The sequence below is a fragment of the Sphingomonas cellulosilytica genome (genome assembly GCF_052321755.1).
GTDB lineage: Bacteria > Pseudomonadota > Alphaproteobacteria > Sphingomonadales > Sphingomonadaceae > Sphingomonas.
The window spans coordinates 14,888-34,242 of record NZ_JBQRTT010000001.1 but is presented as its reverse complement, the minus strand read 5'-3'; the positions used below and the strand labels follow the sequence as shown (position 1 = coordinate 34,242).

The window sequence follows — 19,355 nt, the reverse complement described above, 5'->3', positions numbered from 1 at the left end:
CTACACTGCCGGGATGATCGCCGCCGGTTGCCTGTCGCTCGTCGTCCTCCCGCTGATCGGCATGGCGGCGGGCGGGTGGCTGGCGGGATCGGGCGGCGCGGCCTGGGGCGCGGGCATCGGGTTTGCGCTCGCACTGGCGCTGTGCGGCCTGTCCGGGCTGGCGCTGGTCAAGGCGCGCCGGGGCTGACCATTCCGATCGCCTCAGGCGCGTCGCGCAGCCGCAGGTAGAGCTTGGCCTTGGCGGTGGCGGGGATCGTCAGGTCGAGCGTGTTGCCGGTAAAGCCGTCGGGCACCGCTTGCACGGTGGCGAACCGGTCATCGGTTGCAATGGCGCGGACGAGGAACAGGCGATCCGCATCCAGGATGCAGCGCGTCGCCGACGGACAGGTCAGGCCGTGCACCTCGGGCAGGCGGATCGCGGTGCCGAGCGGCGCCCAGCGCGAGGCGACGCCACCCTGGATGACCCGAAAGCGCAGGCGGCCGTGGACCAGCGGCCCCAGCCGGTCGCGCGGCACCAGGCTGACGATGCCGGTGGTCGCATCCTGCACGTCATAGCCCTTGCCCGCCGTCCGCTGCACGCTCGCGCCGCCGTCCGCCGCGGCGACCTCGACGATCTCGCGCCCGGTCAGCGGGCTGCCGGCATCGAGGCGGAAGGCGAAGCTGACCGCGGCGTCCTGCGCGAAGGCGTCGTCGGGCGATAGCGCGATGGCGAGCGCACCGGTGCGCTGCGGCGGCCGGGCGCTGCGCTGGAGCAGCACCGGATCGGGACGCGCCGGCGCGACGGTGAGGGGAACCGTCTTGTGCCGGTCGCCGGTGAAGGTCACGGCCGCGGCCAGGCGCGTGCCGGCGCCGAGCGCGCGCAGCGCCGCAGGATCGGCGGGCACCAGCACCAGCCGGTCGCTGCCGTCGGCGCGGCTGAGCGCGCCCGGTTGCAGCGTCGCCTTGCCGATCGTCACGCTGCGCACCTGATCGAGCCGCGACCCGGTCAACACCGCCTCGTCGTCACCCGCGGCAAGCGTCAGGTCGTCGAGCCGGCCGACCTCCTGCAACGCAGGCAGCGTCAGGGTGACGGGCGCGGCCTGAGCGCTGCCGGAAACGGTCAGCGTGACGGGGCCGGGCGTCGCCTTGTCGAGCGGTATGGCAAGGGTGATCGCATGCTGGCCGCTCTGCTTCCACGTCAGCGGCTGGGGTGCGCCGTCGCCGCGCCGCATGGTCACCGCGCCGATGCAGCCGGCGCCGTCGCCGGTCAGCTCCAGGCTGTTGTCGCGGCCGACGACCAGCGATGCGCCGGCGGGCGCCGCCCAGCGATTGACCCGCGGATCGGAGAGGGTGAGGCGCGGCCCCTCGAACGGCGTGAACCCCCAGTTGCCGTGCAGCCGCGCCTCGACCACCGGCGCGAAGCCCTGGTCGGGCAGGGCGCGGTCGAGCACGAAGCCGCCGCGGCGCGGATCGGCATGGACGGGCAGGTCGATCGGCGTGCCGTCCTGCCGCGTCACGCGCACCCGCATGTCGTGGGCGTAGCGGGTCGCATAGACCAGTGGCGCCCCCTCCACCGGCAGCACCGCATCGGCGCGCGCGCACAGCAAGGCGCTGCCATCGGTCGCACGCAGTGGCGGCGGCTTGGGCGCCTCGATCGCGGGCAGGCCGATGACCATCACCGAGGCGGGCTTGCCGAAGGAGAGCGGCGTGTTGAGCAGCAGGGTGATGCGATCCCCGCCCATCCGCGCGAGCGCCGGCACGAATTGCAACTGGGTCGACTGGAACGCGCCGAACAGGCGGAAGATGTCGCGCATCACGCCGATGTACGAGCTGTAGGTGCCATAGCCGCCCTGCGGCGTCGCGCTGATCTGAAAGGCGAGGTCGGTCGGCGCCCCCGCCAGCGTGTCGGCGAGCGCCGAACTGTGCGTATCGGCGAACAGCAATGTCTCGCGGTCGCCGGTCAGGCACGCGGCCTGCAAGTCGGCGGGCTGTTGCAGGCATTCCGCCTTCAGCTTGATCGACAGGCTGCGGGTGAGCATCTGCGAGGTGGCGTTGACGCTCTCGGGGTCCTTCGCCGCCGCCTGGAGCAGCAGGTCGAGGAACGTGTCGAGCCGGGCACGGTCGAGCGAGGCCTGGTTGAGGTCCTGCACCGCGCGCACGAAGGTGCCGGGCTGCTTGCGGACCGCGCTGACGATCGCATTGGCGCCGCCGCCCCGTTCGGGCAGCACGAACAGCGCGAGTTGCTGGGCGCCCTTGGGTACGACCAGCGACAGGTCGCCGTTCTTGGCCTTGCCGCTCAGCGTGTCGTGGAACCAGTCGCGCGGCGGCCGGTCGGTCGCGCCGCGCAGAAAGGCGGCGACCAGCCGGAACCGGTCCGTCTGCCCGGCCGGCAGATCGAGCTTGATCGCGATCCGGTCGCCCTCGGCGAGGTTCGGCACCCATTCCAGCGGCAGCGTGGCGCCACCGCGCGTCACCGCGACGTCGAGGCGCGGACCGGTGAGGTCGAATTGTGCCGGCGTCGCCCGCACGGCGCAGGTCGCGACCAGCAGGAGGGAGAGGCCGAGATTGCGAAGGAAACGCGACATGAGGCTGGATTCGATCCGTCTCGCAAGAGCGCCATGGGACCCGCGCGTCCTTGCCGCCGACCTGTGTTCAGAATGAGGCCGGATGCAGGGACGCGTGTGCGGCGCTAGTCGGTTTCGGCGCCGTCGGGATCGTCGTGCGCGCGATATATGTCCGAAAGGGATCGCCGCGGCTGGCCTTTTCGCCGGGGGCCTGTAAGCGGGCGGGCATGGCTGGACTGCGGACGACCCGGGCGGGAGCGCGCAAATGGACCCCGTCGCGGTATCGCGCCTTGCTGCGCGCCCGTGGGCCGCGATCGGTGCAGTTCCGCACCCGCATCGCGATCCTGATGGGCGCCGTCGCGATCGGCCTCGCCGCCACGGTCTTTGCCGAGGCTGCCGATTCGGCCGGCGCGATGTTCAATCGCTACGTCGAGCGCCATCCCTATGCGCCGCTGGTGACGACGCCGCTGATCTTTGCCGTGCTGGTGTGGCTGACCCGCCGCTACATCCCGCTCGCGCGCGGATCGGGCATCCCGCAGGTGATCGCCGCGCAGCAGGATCCCGAACGGGCGACCCGGTCGCTGGTGTCGATCCCGACGGTCGTGGGCAAGGCGCTGCTGACGCTCGCCGCGGTGCTGGGCGGCGCCTCCGTGGGGCGCGAGGGGCCGACGGTGCAGATCGCCGCGGCGGTGATGGGGCTCAGCCACCGGCTGCTGCGCGTGCCGCTGCGCGGCGCGGTGCTGATCGCGGGTGGCGCGGCCGGCGTCGCCGCGGCGTTCAACACCCCGCTCGCCGGCCTGCTGTTCGCGATCGAGGAGCTCGCCTCGGCCTATGAGCAGCGGGTGACGCTGCTGGTCATCGCGGCGATCGTCATCGCCGGCATGGTCGCGCAATCGGTGCAGGGCGATTACGTGTATTTCGGCCTGATCGGCGCGCATATGGCGCTCGGCCCGGCGCTGGTCGCGGTGCCGGTCGCAGGCGTCGTCGGCGGCATTGCGGGCGGCGCGTTCTCGCGCCTGATGCTGACGCTCGCCACCGGCACCCATCGCGTCACCCGCTGGTCGAAGCGGCAGCCGGTCGTCTTCGCGGCGCTGTGCGGGCTGGTGGTCGGCGCGCTCGGCTGCGCGACCGGCCTCACCTGGGGCACCGGCTACAGCGCGGCGCGGGCGATGATCGTCGGCGTCGATGCGCCGCTGTGGTTCGGTCCCGCCAAGTTCATCGCGACGCTCGCCACCGCGGTCGCCGGCCTGCCCGGCGGCATCTTCGCGCCGTCGCTGGCGGTGGGAGCTGGGATCGGCAACCTGCTGCGCTCCGTCTTCCCCGGATCGCCCTCGTCGGCGATCGTGATCCTCGGCATGGTCGGCTATTTCGCCGGCGTCGTCCGTGCACCGCTGACCGCGGTCATCATCCTGTCCGAAACCACAGTCAGCCGCGGGCTGATGCTGCCGATGTTCGCCACCGCCTTCATCGCCGATGGCACCAGCGCCTTGATATGCCGGGAAAAACTCTACCACGGCCTGTCCAGGACCTTTGCGATGCGCTGACCGGCGCTATCGCCGTGCCTCGCCCGCCAAAAAGCGGTTGAAAGGTTAGCGCCACTGACCGAGAGGATGGGAATCGGTCGCGCGTCGTGAGCGGCCGGCGATGGGGTCGGACGACGCAGCTGTGCTGAACGAAATCGATGTGGATCAACGCTTTGCGCTGTTGGTCAAGGCGGTCAAGGATTACGCCATCTACCTGCTCGACCCGGAGGGCCATGTCGCCAGCTGGAACGCGGGCGCCGAACGGTTCAAGGGCTATACGGCCGACGAGATCATTGGTCAGCATTTCTCGCGCTTCTACACCGAAGAGGATCGCCAGGCCGGCGAACCGGCAAGGGCGCTGCACATCGCGGAGAGCGAGGGCAAATACGACATCGAAGGCTGGCGGATGCGCAAGGACGGCACGCGCTTCCGCGCCAGCGTGCTGATCGATCCGATCCGCGACGATGCCGGCCGGCTGATCGGCTTCGCCAAGGTGACGCGCGACCTCACCGAACGCTGGCTGGCGCAGCAGGAGGTGGAGCGCGCGCGCGAGGCGATGGCACAGGCGCAGAAGATGGAGGCGGTGGGCCGCCTGACCGGCGGCGTCGCGCATGATTTCAACAACCTGCTGACGATCATCCGCTCGTCGGTCGACCTGCTGCGGCGACCCGGCCTCGATCCGGCGAAGCACGACCGCTACATCGATGCGATCGCCGATACCGCCGATCGGGCCGCGGCGCTGACCGCGCAGCTGCTCGCCTTCGCCCGCCGCCAGCCGCTGAAGCCTGAGGTGTTCGACATCGCCGAACGCCTCGCCGCGATGCGCCCGATCATCGAAACGAGCACCGGCCCCGCGATCCGGCTGACCATCGAGGCGGCGGCACCCGCCCTCGTCTACGCCGATTTCAACCAGTTCGAGACGGCGCTGCTCAACCTGGTGGTGAACGCCCGCGATGCGATGCCCGCGGGCGGCGGCCTGCGCGTCGCCTGCCGGCCGGCGGACGGCGTGCCGGCGGTGCGCGGCCATGGCGCCGCGAGCGGCCGCTTCGCCGCCGTCACCGTCACCGACGAAGGCGGCGGCATCGACCCGCAGACGATGCGGCATATCTTCGAACCCTTCTTCACCACCAAGGGGCTGCACAAGGGGACGGGGCTGGGCCTCAGCCAGGTGCACGGCTTCGCCAAGCAATCGGGCGGCGAGATCGACGTCGACAGCGCGATCGGCCAGGGCACCACCTTCACCCTGTTCCTGCCGCTGGCCGACGGCGGGCTGGCGCAGCGTGCCGCCCGCCGCAAGCGGCCGGATGCGAACCCCGGCACCCGCCGCATCCTGCTGGTCGAGGATAACGAGGCGGTCGGCGCCTTCGCCCGCGAACTGTTCGAGGAGATGGGCCAGATCGTCACCTGGGTGCAGAACGGCGAGGCGGCGGTCGCGCTGCTGGAGGTCGCGGCGGCCAAGTTCGACCTGATCTTCACCGATGTCATAATGCCGGGGATGAGCGGCCTCGATCTAGCCCGGCTGGCGACGGAGCGCTGGCCACAGATCCGGGTCGTGCTGACCAGCGGCTACAGCGATGCACTGGCCGAGGATGGCGACCATGGCTTCGACTTCGTGCGCAAGCCCTATTCGGTGGAAGGGATCGTCGCCGTACTGGGCAACACGCCCGATACCGCACATCCCGCCGCGGCGAGGGATATCGAAGCGATCTGACGGATTGTGTCCGGGTAATCCCTATCGGAGGCACCGTCATGATTCGCTCCTTCCTCATCGGCCTCGTCGCGGGCCAGCGCGGCATCACGCCGCTCGCCGTGGTGGCGACGGCAACCCGGCGTAAGGAGCTGCCCGCCGCGCTGCCGCTGCAATCGCTGATGGAAAATCCGGTGGTCGCGGCAGGCGCAGCCGCGTTCGCCGCGGCGGAAATGGCGGGTGACAAGATGAAGACCGCGCCCGATCGCATCGTGCCGATCGGCCTTGCCGTGCGCAGCGTCACCGCCGCTTATGCCGGCGCGGCGGTCGCCCCGCGCGACCGGCGCGTGCTGGGCGCCGCGGTCGCCGTGGGAACGGCGCTGGCCTCCTCCTATCTCGGCTGGCGGCTGCGCTGCGCGGCGATGCGGCGCTTCGGGCAGACGGCGACGGGCTTCGTCGAGGATGCGATCGTGTTCGGCAGCGGCCTTGCGATCACCTCGCCGAAACTGGTCGGGATCAAGGGGTAAGGGAACATTCGGGCCCGCGGGCGGCTTCACCCCATCCAACACCGGGAGTGACGACGATGGACGACAGCCGCCTGTGGAGCTTCGAGGAAAGCCTATGGACCGAGGGTCCCGACAATTACCGTGAGAAGGTGGACGACGAGGTCGTCATGGTCCTGCCGCAGCCGCCGTTCGTCTACCGTGGCGATGCGGCGATCGAGGCAGTGGCGGCGACCCCGGTGTGGGACGGCGCGGACCTCGACGAACGGCAGGTGTCGCGCCCGCAGGAAGGGCTGATCGTGATCGGCTATCGCGTCCGCGCCCATCGCGGCGATGAGACGTATGAGGCGCATTGCACCTCGGTCATCCGCCGCCTGGAGCATGAGGTGTGGCGCGTGGTGCAGCATCAGCAGACGCCGGTCCTCGCCACCACCGCGGGCTGAACGCCGGCTCCCGAACGACGCCGCCCGTGTGTCGTTCGGGACGCGCGAAAGGGAGGTGACCGCGCCCTTGATGCAGGAGAGCGCGCGCGGCGGGCCGATCCGTGCTAGGCGGTCGGTTCCCCGGGAGATGACCATTTGGATATCGTTGCGCTCTGCCTGTTTCTGTTGCTTGCCGTGGTCGTCAGCGGCATCGTCGCCCGCATCCTGCCCTCGGCATTACCGCGCCCGCTCGTCCAGATCGCGCTGGGCGCGCTGATCGGCAGCTTCGCCGGCATCCGCGTCGAGCTCGATCCGGAGCTGTTCTTCCTGCTGCTGGTGCCGCCGCTCCTGTTCCTCGACGGCTGGCGCATTCCCAAGGACGAGCTGTTCCGCGACGCCCGCATCGTGCTCGGGCTGGCGCTCGGCCTCGTGTTCCTTACCGTGCTGGGGCTCGGCCTGTTCGTCCACTGGCTGGTGCCGGCGATGCCGCTGGCGGTCGCCTTCGCCCTGGCCGCGGTAGTCTCGCCGACCGATCCGATCGCGGTGGGCGCGATCGCGCAGAAGGTCGCGATCCCCAAGCGGATGATGCACATCCTGGAAGGGGAATCGCTGCTCAACGACGCGTCGGGGCTCGTCTGCCTGCGCTTCGCCATCGCCGCCGCGCTCAGCGGCGCCTTCTCGCTGCCGCATGCGATCGGCACCTTCGCCTGGACCGCGCTGGGCGGCGTCGCGATCGGCGCGGCGCTGACCTGGGCGGCGGTGCAGGGCAAGGCGCTGGTCGCGCGGCGCTTCGGCGACGACACCGGCTCGAACATCCTCGTCAGCCTGCTGATCCCGTTCGGCGCCTATCTCGCCGCCGAGCATGTCCACGCCTCCGGCGTCCTCGCCGCGGCGGCGGCGGGCATCACGATGACCTTTGCCGGCAGCGGCGTCGACACCGGCGCCTCGACCCGCATCCGCCGGCGCGCAGTGTGGGACATGCTGCAATTCACCCTCAACGGCGTCATCTTCGTGCTGCTCGGCGAACAATTGCCCGAGCTGTTCCGGGGGGCACGCGCGGCGCTCGCCGGCACCGGCCACGACAGCGCCTGGTGGCTGCTCGCCTATGTCGCGGCGATCGTCGCGGTGCTGGCGGTGCTGCGCTATGGCTGGGTCTGGCTGTCGCTCCAGTTCACCCTGTTCCGCGCGCGCCGTCGCGGGCACGAGGGCGCCGGCAGCCCGCCGCGCCGGGTGATCGCCGCCATGTCGGTGGCGGGCGCGCGCGGCGCGATCACCCTGGCGGGCGCGCTGACCCTGCCGCTGGCGATGCCGGATGGCGCGCCGTTCCCCGCGCGCGACCTGCTGATCCTGCTGGCATCGGGCGTGATCCTCGCCTCGCTGGTCATCGCCGCGGTCGGCTTGCCGATCCTGCTGCGCGACCTCAGCCTGCCCCCCGAGGAAGGGGCGACGACGGCGCGCGACCAGGCCCGCACGATCACTGCCAAGGCCGCGATCACCGCGATCGAGCGCGCGCAGCATGCGCTGTGCGAAGCCGACGATGCCGATCGCTACACCGATGTCGCCGCGCGGCTGATGGCGCAATATCGCGAGCGGATCGAGGATGTGACGGGCGACCAGGCGCAACGCGACGAGCAGGCGCGCGACCGCGCCATCGAACGCGCGTTGCGGCTCGCCGGCATCCGTGCGGAACGCCAGGCGCTGTTCGATCTGGCGCAACGGCGCGAGATCAGCGTCACGCTGGCCGAACAGCTGGGTCGCGAACTCGACCTCGCCGATGCGCGGCTGACGCGGCTCGGCATGCGATAGCGGCGCCGGCGGCGATCTTAGCGGTCGCAGGATCGCGCGGCAGCGGCTAGCCGTCCGCCATGGCCCGCCCCTGGATATCGATCGTCACGCTCTGGCTGCTCGGCGTGCTTGCCGCCGCGCAGCTTGCCAAATTCGCCACGCTGGCGCCGCTGCTGCGCGTGCGCTTCGACCTGTCGCTCGCCGAGACGGGGCTGCTCATCTCGCTGATGGAGGTCGGCGGCGGGCTGCTCGGCTTCGGCGCTGGGCTGGCGCTCGGCCGGGTCGGCTGCCGGCGCGCGCTGCTCGCCGGGGTGGCGCTGCTGGCGGCGACCGGACTGGCCGAGGCGCTGGCGCGCGATGCGACGCTGCTGTTCGTCGGCCGGGCGTTGGAAGGGATCGCCTATCTGCTGGTGGTGATCGCCGCACCCACGGCGATCGCCGCGTTGGCCGACGCGCGCAGCCGGCCGCGCGCGCTCGCCTTGTGGAGCAGCTTCGTGCCCGTCGGCATGGCGGTCGGCGGCGCGATCACCAGCGTGGCGGTCGGGCCGCTCGGCGCTAGCGGCACGATGGCGCTATGGGCCGCGCTGCTCGCCGCTGCGCTGCTGCCGGCCTGGCGGGTGCCGATCGCCTGCGACGAGGAGCCGCGCGTCGTGCTGCCGCGTCCCGCCGCCTGGGTCGCGACCTTCGCCTTCGGGCTCTACACACTGTCGCTGTGCGCGCTCACCATGCTGCTGCCGACGTTTCTGATCGAGCGGCGCGGGGCGGGGGTGAGCGAGGCGGGGCTGATCGCGGCCGTCGCCTCGTTCGCGGCGCTGCCCGCCTTCGTGGTGGCGCTGCGGCTGCTGCGGCATGGCGCCTTGTCGTCGCGGCGGACGGTGGCCATCGCCGCGGGCGCGCTGATCGCGGCGGCGGTGCTCGCGCCGCTGCTGTTCGGTCCTGCGCCGGGCCTCGTCGGCGCCGGCGGCTGTGCGGTGCTGGTGGTGGGGATCGGCAGCATCGTCTCGCCCCTGCTGTTCGCGCGCCTGCCGCTGCTGGCCGGGGCCGACCGGCCGCACGATCCGCGCATCGCCAGCGCCAACGGCCTGCTGACGCAGTTCGGTGCCGGCGGCGCGCTGCTCGGCCCGCCGCTCGGCGGTCTGCTGGTCGAAGCGGCGGGGTGGCAGGCGCTGGGCCTGGGCATCGCGGTGCTGACGCTGGCGATGCTCGCCGCCGTCATCCTCGCCGAGCGGCTGGCACCGGTCAGCCGATAAGCGCCAGCGTCTCGGCAACCGGGGTGAGCGGGCGCCCGGTGTCGAACCATGCCGCCAGATTGTCGACCACCAGCCGCCCCATCGCCGCGCGCGTGTGGTGCGAGGCGGAGCCGACATGCGGCAGCAGCACGACGTTATCCATCGCGCGCAGGGCGTCCGGCACGTGCGGCTCGTCGGCGAACACGTCGAGCCCCGCCGCCAGGATGGTGCCGTCGGCCAAAGCGGCGACCAGCGCATCCTGATCGACCACGCTGCCGCGCGCGACGTTGATGAACACGCCGTCCGGCCCCAGCGCCGCCAGTACCGCCGCATCGACCAGATGCCGCGTCGCCGCGCCGCCGGGCACCACCGCGATCAGCACGTCGCAGGCCGCGGCAAGGTCGACGGCGGACGGGTGATAGGCGTGCGCGACGCCGGCCTGTCGGGACCGGCCATGATAGGCGATGGGCACGCCGAACCCGGCCAGCCGGCGCGCCACGGCCTTGCCGATCGCGCCGAGGCCGATGATGCCGACGCGGCGCCCGCGCAGGGTCGGCGACAGCGGGAAGGGGCCGCCCGGCCACAAGCCATCGCGCACGTAGCGATCCGCCTGCGGAAGGCGGCGCAGCGTCGCCAGCAGCAGCCCGAGGGTAAGGTCGGCCACCTCCTCGTCAAGCACGCCCGGCGTGTTGGTGACGACGATCCCGCGCGCCGCGGCGGCGGCCGCATCGATCCTGTCGTAGCCGACGCCGAAACTCGCGACGATCTCCAGCGCGGGCAGGGCATCGAACCAGCCGGCATCCAGCCGTCCGGCCAGCGTGCTCGCCGCCAGCCCGCGGATGCGCGGGGCGACCGCGGCGAGATACGCCTCGCGATCCTCCTGCTCCCACAGGCGGTGCAGCACGAAGCGCGCATCGAGCGCCGCGATGACGTCCGCCGGCATGGCGGCGGGCATCAGGATGTCGGGGCGGGTCATGCCACGGCGATAGGGCGTCGCTGCGGGGCGCTCAACCGCCGATCCGCGCCTCGGCCGCGGCGAGTGCCGCATCGCGCTGCGCGATCAGGCCTGCCGGAGACACCGCGGCCAGATCGAACCGCAACTCGTGCATCGTCATGCCCGAACGATACCCCTCCGGCCACACCGCCGTGTCCTCGAACCCGCAATGGCGGAAGAAGGGCGCGACGCGCGGCGATGTGTCGACGGTGACGTAGCGTGTCCGCGGCGTGTCCGCGGCGATCTGCACCAGCCGTTCGTACAGCAGCAGCCGGCCGAGGCCGCAGCGATGATAGCGGCGCGCGGCCATGCCCCAATACAGCAGCGCCTTGTTGTAATGGTCCCATATCTCATACCCGCCGAAGGCCGCGGCCATGCCATCCACCGTCACTGCGAAGGCCGGGCCGTCGGGCGCATCCAGCGTCTCTTCCAGCCAGCCGCGATCGCCCGCGCCGAAATACCGCGCGGCATTGTCGTCGAAGATCGCCAGCACCGCAGCGCGGTCGGCATCGGTGTAGCGGCGCACGGCGACCCGGCTCATGCCCTGCGGGCCCATATCGCCACCGTCTCGATCGCATCGCCGGTGTCGTGCGTCCAGCAGCGCGACACGCCCTCGCAACCTGCGGCGGCCCGGACCGGATCGATCACCCGCGTCGCGATCCGCTCGGGCGCGATCCGGCGCGGCTCGCCGATCAGCTTGGCGTGCGCCTCCTTGATCGTCCAGCGACGCAGCCAGGCGCGGGGGCGGGCGGGGGGCGGCAGCGCGGCGATCGCCTCCGCCTCGCGCGCGGTCAGCATGTCCCACAGCGGCGGTGCGTCGTCGACCAGTTCGCGATCGACGGCGATCGGCCGGCGCGCGACCGCCACCAGCGCGCCGCCGCTCCGTCGGGAGAGGCCGAGGTGCCAGCCTGCCGGCTGCGCGACGCGCGGCGCGCCGGCGGCGGTGCGGGCGAGCGTCACCGCACCGATCCGGGTGCCGGCCAGCCGGGCGACGAGCGCTGCGGCGTGGCGGTGCCGCCCGTCCGCATCGCCGTCCGCAACCCGCCACACCACCGGTGCCGCACCATCCCAGGCGAGCGTGTCGAGCGCCCCGTCATGCCACAGCGGCGTCACGCGCCGGTCGCGATCCGGGCGGGGCTTCCCTCCCAGTTGGTGCCGTCGGGCAGCGTTTCGCCCTTCATCACGACGGACAGGTCGCCCAGTTGCGCATCGGCGCCGATCTCCGCGTCGTACAGAACGATCGCGAGCGAGCCGATCGTCGCCCGATCGCCGACGCGGATCGCGCCGACCTTCATCACCCGGTCCTCGAACAGGTGCGTCTGGAGACCCGCGAAATCGTTCAGCGCGACATCGTCGCCGATCGTCACCAGATCGTGTTCGGTCAGGTCGGTGGTGTCGATATAGCAGCGCTTGCCCACCTTCGCCCCCATCAGCCGCAGGTAGAGGCCGAGCCACGGCGTGCCCCGCAGCGGCTCCAGCAGATTGGCGACGGCAAGGTTCTCATAGGTCGCGGTGACGAGTTCGGTGCGCCAGACGAAGGGGCTCCACAGCGGCGCGGTGCGCGCCCGATAGCGGCCGACGACCAGCCACTTCAGCGCCAGGACGAAGGCCCCGCAGGCAAGGCAGAAGGCGACGTAGAGGAAGGGGAAGCTGAGGCCGATCACCAGCCCGCCGCGCTCCAGATCGTCGAGGTCGCCGACCACCGACAGCAACAGGCTGAAGAAGACGAGGAAGGCGGTGAGCGACAGCGTCGTGCGGATCGCCTCGATCGACAGGCGCGTGGCGATCAGGCCACGCGACGGGTTGAAGCGCGCGCCCTCGTCGAACATCGTCGCGACCTGCCGCACCGGCAGCCGGATCGCGGGCGAGCCGAACCACGTGCTGCCGCTGTCGGTCGCGGCGGCACGGTCCTCGGGCGGTTTGGAGAGGACGCCGATCAGCACCTCGTCGCCGATCTCCGCACCGCTCGGCAGCAGCGCCGAATTGCCGATGAAGCTGCGCCGGCCGATGCGGGTGTGCGCCAGCTCGATCGTGCCATGGCCGATCTTCGCCGCGCCGAAGATGACGGAATCGGCGATGAAGCTTTCCGGCCCGATCTCGACGAGGTCCGGAACGATCGCGCTGGCGGTCGAGATTTCCGCCCGCCGGCCGACCTTGACGCCCAATGCGCGGTACCAGGGAATGACGTAGAGCGTCGCGAAGATCGGGTGGAGCAGCCGCAATGCCAGGTCGTTGATCTGCTTCACCAGCCAGTAGCGGACGTAGAAGCCGCTATCGAGCGGATAGACGCCCGGCGCGACCGGCCCCAGGATCAGCCGCTTGGCGGCCACCGTCAGCACGCACATCATCACGACATAGGTGACCGCGAGCAGCGGCGAGACGAGCACATAGGCGTAGCCCGTCGTCGCCCAGTCGAGTTCGATCAGCGCGATCAGGCCGGGGGCGATCGGCAGGATCGCGAGGATCGGCAGCAGCAAGGCGCCGATCAGCAGACCGACGGTGGCGAGCGAGGCGCGATCCCCGTCGCGCACCGTGCGGGCGGGTACGTCGCCGGCATGGGTGGCGGGCGATCCCGTCCAGCGCTGCCGCGCCGGCACCACCGTGTCGGCCTGCAACGCCGACATGTCGTCGAGCACCGCATCCTCGCCCAGGGCCGCATTGCGGCCGACCACCGACTGCGCACCGACGAACGATCCTGCGCCCAGCGTCACCGTGCCGAGCCGCAGCAGGCCGCGCTCGACCGAGCTGGTGGCGATCACCGCCTGGTCGCTGACGATGGCATCGTCGCCGCAGGTGAACAGGTCGGCGGTATCGATCACGCCGGCGCCGATATGCGCGCGCTTGCCGATCTTCGCGCCGAGCATGCGGTAATAGCCGCGGATCATCGGCGTGCCGGCCAGATAGGGGGTCGCGGTGACGCCGATGATCCGCCGCACCAGCCACCAGCGAAAGTAATAGCTGCCCCACAACGGATAATCGCCTGCCTTGAACCGGCCGACGATCAGCCATTTCGCCGCGATCGACAGCAGCATCGCAGCGACCGGCACGATGGTGAAGAAGGCGGCGCTCAGCACCAGCGCGCTGATCCGGTCCATCCGCCCGGCAAGATGCGTGTAGGCGATATAGGGGAAGAACCATTGCAGCCCGGCGATCGCATAGATCGGCAACAACGCGACCGTCTGCGCCGCGACGCACAGCCGCCGCTTCCAGTCGGCGATGCGGTGGAAACTGGATTCGTCCGCCACCGCGACCGGGGCGGTGCCGCCGATGCGCAGCGCCAGCGCGCGGATCGTCGGCGCGGCATAGACGTCCTCCAGCGACAGGCCCTGCAACCCCGGCACCTTGCGCGCGGCGGAGACGAGGCGAGCGGCCTTCAGCGAATGGCCGCCGAGATCCTCGAACAGATCGTCGGTCACCGACACCGGCTGCGGTGCGAACGCCTCTGCCCAGACGCGGTGCAGCACCCCCTCCATCGGTGTCGCGGGTGCGGCGATGGCACGATCGGTGTCGATCGCCACCTCCGGCCGGACGAGCGCCTTGCGGTCGACCTTGCCCGATGCGGGCAGCGTCGGCAGTGCGGGCAACTGCTGATAGGCGGCGGGCCGCATGTAATTGGGCAGCCGTTCGGTGACGCGGGTGCGGATCGCGGGCACGTCGACGCTCTCGCCAGCGCGTGCGACGAGGAAGGCGGCGAGGAATTCGGCGCCGTCCGCGTCGGTGAACAGATGGACGACCGCCTGCGCGACGCCCGCTGCCTCGCCGATCACCGCCTCGATCTCGGCGAGCTCGACCCGGAAACCGCGGATCTTCACCTGCGTGTCGATCCGTCCGACGAAGTCGATGTCGCCCGCCGCATCGAGCCGCACGAGATCGCCCGAACGGTAGATGCGTTCGGGGCCGCCCGACACGGTGTCGAACGGCGTGGCGGTGAACTTGTCGGCGGTGAGGTCGGGCCGGTTGACGTAGCCGACGCCGACGCCGGGGCCGCCGATGACCAGCTCGCCCTCCTCGCCCGCCGGAACGGGGCGCAGATGCTCGTCGACGATCCAGGCGGTATAGCCGGGCAGCGGCTTGCCGATGGTGATGCGTTGGCCGGGATGCACCTCCGTCCAGGTCGCGGTGACGGTCGTCTCGGTCGGCCCATAGGTGTTGAGCAGGCGCAGGCCCGGCCGCGCCAGCCGCCGCGGCAGGTCGGGCGGGCAGGCCTCGCCGCCCATGTTGATGAGCCGCAGGCTCGGCACCGGCTGCTCGACCAGCGCGATCAGCGAGGGCACGACGTGCCAGATCGTCGTCCCCGCCGCGGCCAGCGCCACCGCCACGTCCGGGCCGCTCGTCGCCAGCGCCTCGGTCGCGACGAGCAGCCGCGCACCGACGAAGAAGGCGCTCCACATCGTCTCCACCGACATGTCGAAGGCGAGGCTGAAGCCGCCGAACACCACGTCCGCCGGTTCCAGCGCCAGGATCGCGCTTTCCGACCGGACGAGGTGGCAGGCGTTGGCATGGGTAATCATCACCCCCTTGGGGCGCCCCGTCGTGCCGGAGGTGTAGATGATATAGGCGAGGTCGTCCGGCGATGCCCCCGTTGCATCCCGGCCGAGCGGCGCGACCGGTTCGGCGGCAAGGTCGCCCAGTGCCGCATCGATCGCCAGCGTCGCGCCGGCGAGCGTACGGCCCGATACGGTCAGGGTCAGCGCGGCGCCGCTGTCTTCGATGATGAAGTCGATCCGGTCCTGCGGATATCCCCAGTCCACCGGTACATAGGCCGCCCCGGCGCGCAGCACGCCCAGGATCGCCATATATTGGTCGAGCCCGCGCGGCAGGCACAGCACGACGCGGTCGCCGCGTCCGATCCCCATCGCGCGCAGCCGGTGCGCGAGCGCAAGGCTGCGCCGCGCCAGCATGTCGTAGCTCCAGCTGGTGCTGCGGCCATATTCCTCGCTGGCGCCGATCAGCTCCAGCGCGACGGCGGCGCCATGGCCGCTGCACGTCGCGTCGAACAGTTCGTGCAGCAGTTCGTCGCGTGCATAGGGTTCGTCCGGCCTGAGCGCCGGAGCGGGTGCGATCGAAGCCTCGACGATGGACGTGTCCAGCGTCGTCGTGTCGTCCGTCTGCATGCGACCGTCTTGATCCCTGAGCCTGTGTCAGCGTCGGTCCATAACGATCCTGATCTGAATTGGTCGCCTGCGAAATGATCCGGCGATCAAGCGAGCAGCGTCACCAGCCGGTCGAGCCGCGCTTCCGCCGCCTCATGCCGTTCCTTGAGCAGGAAGCGCCCGCCCTTTTCCTCCAGCCCGTCGATCTCGCCCAGGTCGGCGCCGTCGCGGCGCGGGGTCAGCGCGATCGCGGCGGGGCCGGCATCGATGCGGGCTATGCCGAGGTCGCGCATCCGCTCGCGCAGCCGGGCGACGCCGATCAGCTGCCGCGCCGCCTCGGGCAATTCGCCGAAGCGATCCTCCAGCTCCGCCTCGAAATCGTCCAGCGCAGCGGCATCGCGCAGCCGGCCGAGCCGGGCATAGAGCGCGATGCGCAGGTCCTCGTCCGGGATCCAGTCTTCGGGCAGGTGCCCTTCGATGCCGATGCGCAGGTCGGGCGTCCACCGCTCCACCGTCTCGCCGCGCGCGGTGCGCAGCGCGTCCTCGAGCAGCTGCTGGTACAGCTCGACGCCGATCAGCCGCATGTGCCCGGCCTGCGTGTCGCCCAGCAGGTCGCCGGCGCCGCGCATGTCGAGGTCGCGCGCGCTGATCGCGAAGCCCGCGCCCAGCCGATCGAACGCCTCCAGCGTGCGCAGCCGCTTGAGCGTGCGCGGGGCGATCCCCTCGTCGGCTTCGGTGAACAGCAGCACCTGCCCGCGCCGGTGGCCGCGGCCGACGCGCCCGCGCAGCTGGTGGAGCTGCGACAGGCCAAAGCGGTCGGCATGGACGATCGCCATCGTGTTGGCGCGCGGCACGTCCAGCCCGGCCTCGATGATGTTGGTCGCGAGCAGCACGTCGCCATCGCCCCGGCCGAAGCGGACCATCGCCTCGTCGATCTCGGCCGCCGGCATCTTGCCGTGCGCCTGCAGCAGCTCCAGTTCGGGAACCAGCTTGCCGAGGCGTTCGGCGAGCGGCGCCATGTCGCCGATCCGCGGCACCACGACGAAGCTCTGGCCGCCGCGCGCGCGCTCGCGCAGCAGCGCGGCACGCAGCGTCTCGGGCGAAAAGGTCGACACCGCGGTGCGGATCGGCTGGCGCCGCGCCGGCGGGGTGGCGATCACCGACAATTGGCGCAGGCCGACCAGCGCCGATTGCAGCGTGCGCGGGATCGGCGTCGCCGACAGCGTCAGCAGGTGGCCGGCGGACAGGTCCTGCAACCGCTTCTTGTCGGCGGCGCCGAACCGCTGTTCCTCGTCGACGATGACGAGCGCGAGGTCCTTGTAGGCGATGCCCTTGCCCGCCACGGCGCCGGTGCCGATCACCACCTGCACGCTGCCGTCGGCAAGGCCCTGCTTCACCTGCCGCTTCTCGGCGGCGGTCGACAGGCGGGAGAGGCCGGCGACGGTCACGCCCGTGCCCTCGAACCGGGCGGCGAAGCTTTCGAGATGCTGGCGCGCGAGCACCGTGGTCGGCGCGGCGAGCGCCACCTGGCGGCCGGCGAGCGCGGCGACGGCGGCGGCGCGGAGCGCAACCTCCGTCTTGCCGAACCCGACATCGCCGATCACCAGCCGGTCCATCGGCCGCCCGGAGGCGAGGTCGCCGCGCACCGCCTCGATCGCGGTCAACTGATCGGGCGTTTCCGAATAGGGGAAGCCGGCGGCGAAGCGCTCGTAATCGGCCACCGGCGGGTCGAGCACCGGTGCCGTCCGCTCGGCGCGTTCGGCGGCGAGTTCGGTCAGGCGCCGCGCCGTCTCGGCGATGGCGATGTCGATGCCGGCGCGCCGGTCGCGCCAGCTCTTGCCGTCCAGCGTGTCGCGGGTGACGGCATCGTCCTCCGCGCCGTAGCGCCACAGCCGATCGGCATCGGCGACCGGCACCAGGCGCACGGTGTCCTTGGCATGGAGCAGCTTGATCGCGTCGCCCGACACGCCCTCGGCGCTGTCGAGCGGTTCGATACCGGCGACGGTGGCGATGCCATGATCCTCGTGGATCACCGTGTCGCCGACGCGGATCTCCGCCGTCTGCACCAGCGACAGGTCGACGCGCCGCGCCCCGCCATCCTCGCGATCGGCGCGGCTGCCGAGCAGGTCGGCGGCGGTGACCGCCAGCAGTCCCTCCCGCCGAAAGCCGCGCTCGCCCGGTGCCGCCAGCGTCAGGACGGTGCCGGCGGGGGCCGCTGCCACCGCCGCCCAGTCCGCGGCCGGCACGACCGGTTTCGCCAGAGCCTTCTCCACCCGCCGGGCGAGGAAACGCAGGTCGCGCGCGCTGCCGATGACGACCAGCCGTTCGCCCGCGTCCAGCGCCGCCAGTCCCACCTTGGCAAAGGCGCGCATCGGTGCGCGGGCCTCGACGAAGCGGGCGGGCGGTTCGCCGGCGCGTGCGATCGTCGCCGTGGTGCGGTCGGCAAGCGCCCGTTGCCAGTCGGCATCGGCGATCATATCGCGCGCCGCGCGGCGCGATCCGCGCCTGGCGGCATCGGCGCTGAGCAGCAGCAGCCGGCGCCGCCGCTCGTCCGCGGCAGGCTCGATCACCACCGTCGCCTGCGCAAGATGGTCGAGCAGGGTCGTCGCCCCGCTGTCGAGCGCCGGTTCGGCGACGCGACCGAGTTCGCGCCGGGCGACCTCGCCGGTGCTGCGCTGGTCGGCGGGATCGTAGGAGCGGATGCCGGTCACCACCCCGTCCGCCACCTCGATGCGCAGCGGCTGTTCGGCATCGGCGGGGAACACGTCCAGCACCTGCCCGCGCAAGGCCACTTCGCCCGGTTCGTCGACGCGTTCGTCGGCGAGGTAGCCGAGGTCGAGCAGCATGGCGTACAGCGCGGCCAGATCCTGCGGCTCGCCGGCCGCGACGCAGGGCGGCGCGACGTCGAACGTTTCCGGGCTCGGCAACGCCCGTGCCAGCGCTTCGCCGGAGGTGACGATCGCGATCCGCCCGCGCGTCCTTGCCGCCTGCGCGGCGCGCGCCGCGTGCAGCGCCGACACGCGCTGGCCGACGTTGGCGGGGGAGGCGGGCGCGCTGTCGCCGGGCAACGCGTCCGATCCGGGGCAGAACAGCACGGTGGCATCGGGGCAGAGCGCCGCGAGCATGCGGCTGACGGCCAGCGCCCGCACCTCGTCGGTCACCGCCAGCAGCAGGTCGCCGCCGCCGAGCAACTCGGCCGCCGCCGCGGCGGTTTCGGCGATACCCGGTTGGGGGACGGGCTGATGATCGATGGGGGGCAGGGTGGCGATCTCGGCTTCCGATAAAGTGCGCACGCGCGTCGCGTTCCTCGACAAGGGGGAACAGCGAACGGCTGGGCCTCGCGCCCGTTCCCGAACGATCCAGTCGCATCGACATTCGATCCTCCCCTGCCAGGGGAGGCCTATCGCATATGGCTGGGATGGCTGCCGGCTGCGGGTGAAGGCGCATGCCATCCCAATATCCTGCGTCACCCCGGACTCGTTCCGGGGTCCACCGTGCCGCCAATCCCACAGCGTATGGGTGTGCGGCACGGTGGATGCCGGACCAAGTCCCGCATGACGGAGGGGTGCAGACATC

13 protein-coding genes are annotated in these 19,355 nt (G+C 71.7%); 7 read left to right on the top strand and 6 right to left on the bottom strand.

Annotated elements, in window-relative coordinates; genetic code table 11:
• Positions 1–13: 13 nt before the first annotated feature.
• Positions 14–187: a hypothetical protein gene (locus ACTZQ5_RS00115; protein WP_443583124.1), complete on the top strand. Its 174-nt coding sequence runs from the start codon at positions 14–16 to the stop codon at positions 185–187.
• Here ACTZQ5_RS00115 and ACTZQ5_RS00110 read toward each other — a convergent pair.
• Positions 168–2,564 carry a hypothetical protein gene (locus ACTZQ5_RS00110; RefSeq protein ID WP_443583123.1) on the bottom strand — a complete coding sequence of 799 codons (2,397 nt, stop codon included), beginning with the start codon at positions 2,562–2,564 and terminating at the stop codon, positions 168–170. The genes ACTZQ5_RS00115 and ACTZQ5_RS00110 overlap by 20 nt on opposite strands.
• Before the next feature lie 206 nt (positions 2,565–2,770).
• On the opposite strand from ACTZQ5_RS00110, the gene ACTZQ5_RS00105 reads away from it, so the two are divergent.
• The 6 genes from ACTZQ5_RS00105 to ACTZQ5_RS00080 all read left to right on the top strand — a co-directional run bounded on the left by ACTZQ5_RS00105 (position 2,771) and on the right by ACTZQ5_RS00080 (position 9,713).
• Positions 2,771–4,087, top strand: a complete 1,317-nt coding sequence (locus tag ACTZQ5_RS00105; protein WP_443583122.1) for a chloride channel protein — start codon at positions 2,771–2,773, stop codon at positions 4,085–4,087.
• A 139-nt stretch (positions 4,088–4,226) separates the two neighbouring features.
• Complete coding sequence (locus ACTZQ5_RS00100) at positions 4,227–5,777, top strand: PAS domain-containing hybrid sensor histidine kinase/response regulator family protein (RefSeq protein ID WP_443583121.1); 1,551 nt, start codon at positions 4,227–4,229, stop codon at positions 5,775–5,777.
• Positions 5,778–5,815: 38 nt separating this feature from the next.
• A complete protein-coding gene (locus ACTZQ5_RS00095; protein ID WP_443583120.1) occupies positions 5,816–6,280 on the top strand; it encodes a DUF4126 family protein in 465 nt (154 codons plus the stop codon).
• 56 nt (positions 6,281–6,336) lie between these two features.
• Positions 6,337–6,699: a DUF4440 domain-containing protein gene (locus ACTZQ5_RS00090; protein ID WP_443583119.1), complete on the top strand. Its 363-nt coding sequence runs from the start codon at positions 6,337–6,339 to the stop codon at positions 6,697–6,699.
• A 135-nt stretch (positions 6,700–6,834) separates the two neighbouring features.
• Complete coding sequence (locus ACTZQ5_RS00085; protein ID WP_443583118.1) at positions 6,835–8,484, top strand: Na+/H+ antiporter; 1,650 nt, start codon at positions 6,835–6,837, stop codon at positions 8,482–8,484.
• Positions 8,485–8,543: 59 nt separating this feature from the next.
• Entirely contained in the window at positions 8,544–9,713 is a 1,170-nt protein-coding gene (locus ACTZQ5_RS00080; RefSeq protein WP_443583117.1) for an MFS transporter, read from the top strand.
• On the opposite strand, the gene ACTZQ5_RS00075 is transcribed toward ACTZQ5_RS00080, so the two are convergent.
• The 5 genes from ACTZQ5_RS00075 to ACTZQ5_RS00055 form a co-directional block, all read right to left on the bottom strand.
• A complete protein-coding gene (locus ACTZQ5_RS00075; RefSeq protein ID WP_443583116.1) occupies positions 9,703–10,668 on the bottom strand; it encodes a 2-hydroxyacid dehydrogenase in 966 nt (321 codons plus the stop codon). The two genes, ACTZQ5_RS00080 and ACTZQ5_RS00075, sit on opposite strands and share 11 nt — an antisense overlap.
• 31 nt (positions 10,669–10,699) lie before the next feature.
• The gene (locus ACTZQ5_RS00070) at positions 10,700–11,227 is read right to left on the bottom strand and encodes a GNAT family N-acetyltransferase (protein WP_443583115.1); all 528 of its coding nucleotides are present in this window, start codon (positions 11,225–11,227) and stop codon (positions 10,700–10,702) included.
• The gene (locus ACTZQ5_RS00065; RefSeq protein WP_443583114.1) at positions 11,224–11,799 is read right to left on the bottom strand and encodes a 4'-phosphopantetheinyl transferase family protein; all 576 of its coding nucleotides are present in this window, start codon (positions 11,797–11,799) and stop codon (positions 11,224–11,226) included. The genes ACTZQ5_RS00070 and ACTZQ5_RS00065 overlap by 4 nt, the downstream gene beginning before the upstream one ends.
• On the bottom strand, positions 11,796–15,800 hold the full coding sequence (locus ACTZQ5_RS00060; RefSeq protein ID WP_443583113.1) for a Pls/PosA family non-ribosomal peptide synthetase: 4,005 nt from the start codon (positions 15,798–15,800) through the stop codon (positions 11,796–11,798). Before ACTZQ5_RS00060 ends, ACTZQ5_RS00065 begins: the two co-directional genes overlap by 4 nt.
• Positions 15,801–15,886: 86 nt before the next feature.
• Positions 15,887–19,072 (bottom strand): TRCF domain-containing protein, encoded by a 3,186-nt coding sequence (locus ACTZQ5_RS00055; RefSeq protein ID WP_443583112.1) that lies wholly within the window; start codon positions 19,070–19,072, stop codon positions 15,887–15,889.
• Positions 19,073–19,355 lie beyond the last annotated feature (283 nt).